This window comes from Corynebacterium sp. HMSC067D03, assembly GCF_001811185.1.
GTDB classification, from domain to species: domain Bacteria; phylum Actinomycetota; class Actinomycetes; order Mycobacteriales; family Mycobacteriaceae; genus Corynebacterium; species Corynebacterium coyleae.
Genome location: NZ_KV803835.1, coordinates 1 through 230, shown reverse-complemented (window position 1 = coordinate 230; position 230 = coordinate 1). Strand labels below are relative to the sequence as shown.

The following is a 230-nucleotide window of genomic DNA, read 5'->3' as shown; positions in this document are numbered from 1 at the left end:
TCCACTATGCAGTCACTGACACAACACACCCAAAATTGTCACAGTGAACTCAATACAGTCCACGACACATGGACACTCTATGAACCCCTATAGATGTGTCGGTGGTTGATAGCGGCGGGGAAACGCCCGGTCCCATTCCGAACCCGGAAGCTAAGCCCGCCCGCGCCGATGGTACTGCTCCCGGGAGGGAGTGGGAGAGTAGGTTACCGCCGACCCAACAACTTCACACA

At 56.1% G+C, this 230-nt stretch carries 1 rRNA gene; it reads left to right on the top strand.

Annotated features, from left to right (window positions below):
* Positions 1 to 97 precede the first annotated feature (97 nt).
* A 5S ribosomal RNA gene (gene rrf, locus HMPREF2785_RS08200) occupies positions 98 to 215 on the top strand.
* The last annotated feature ends 15 nt before the right edge of the window (positions 216 to 230 follow it).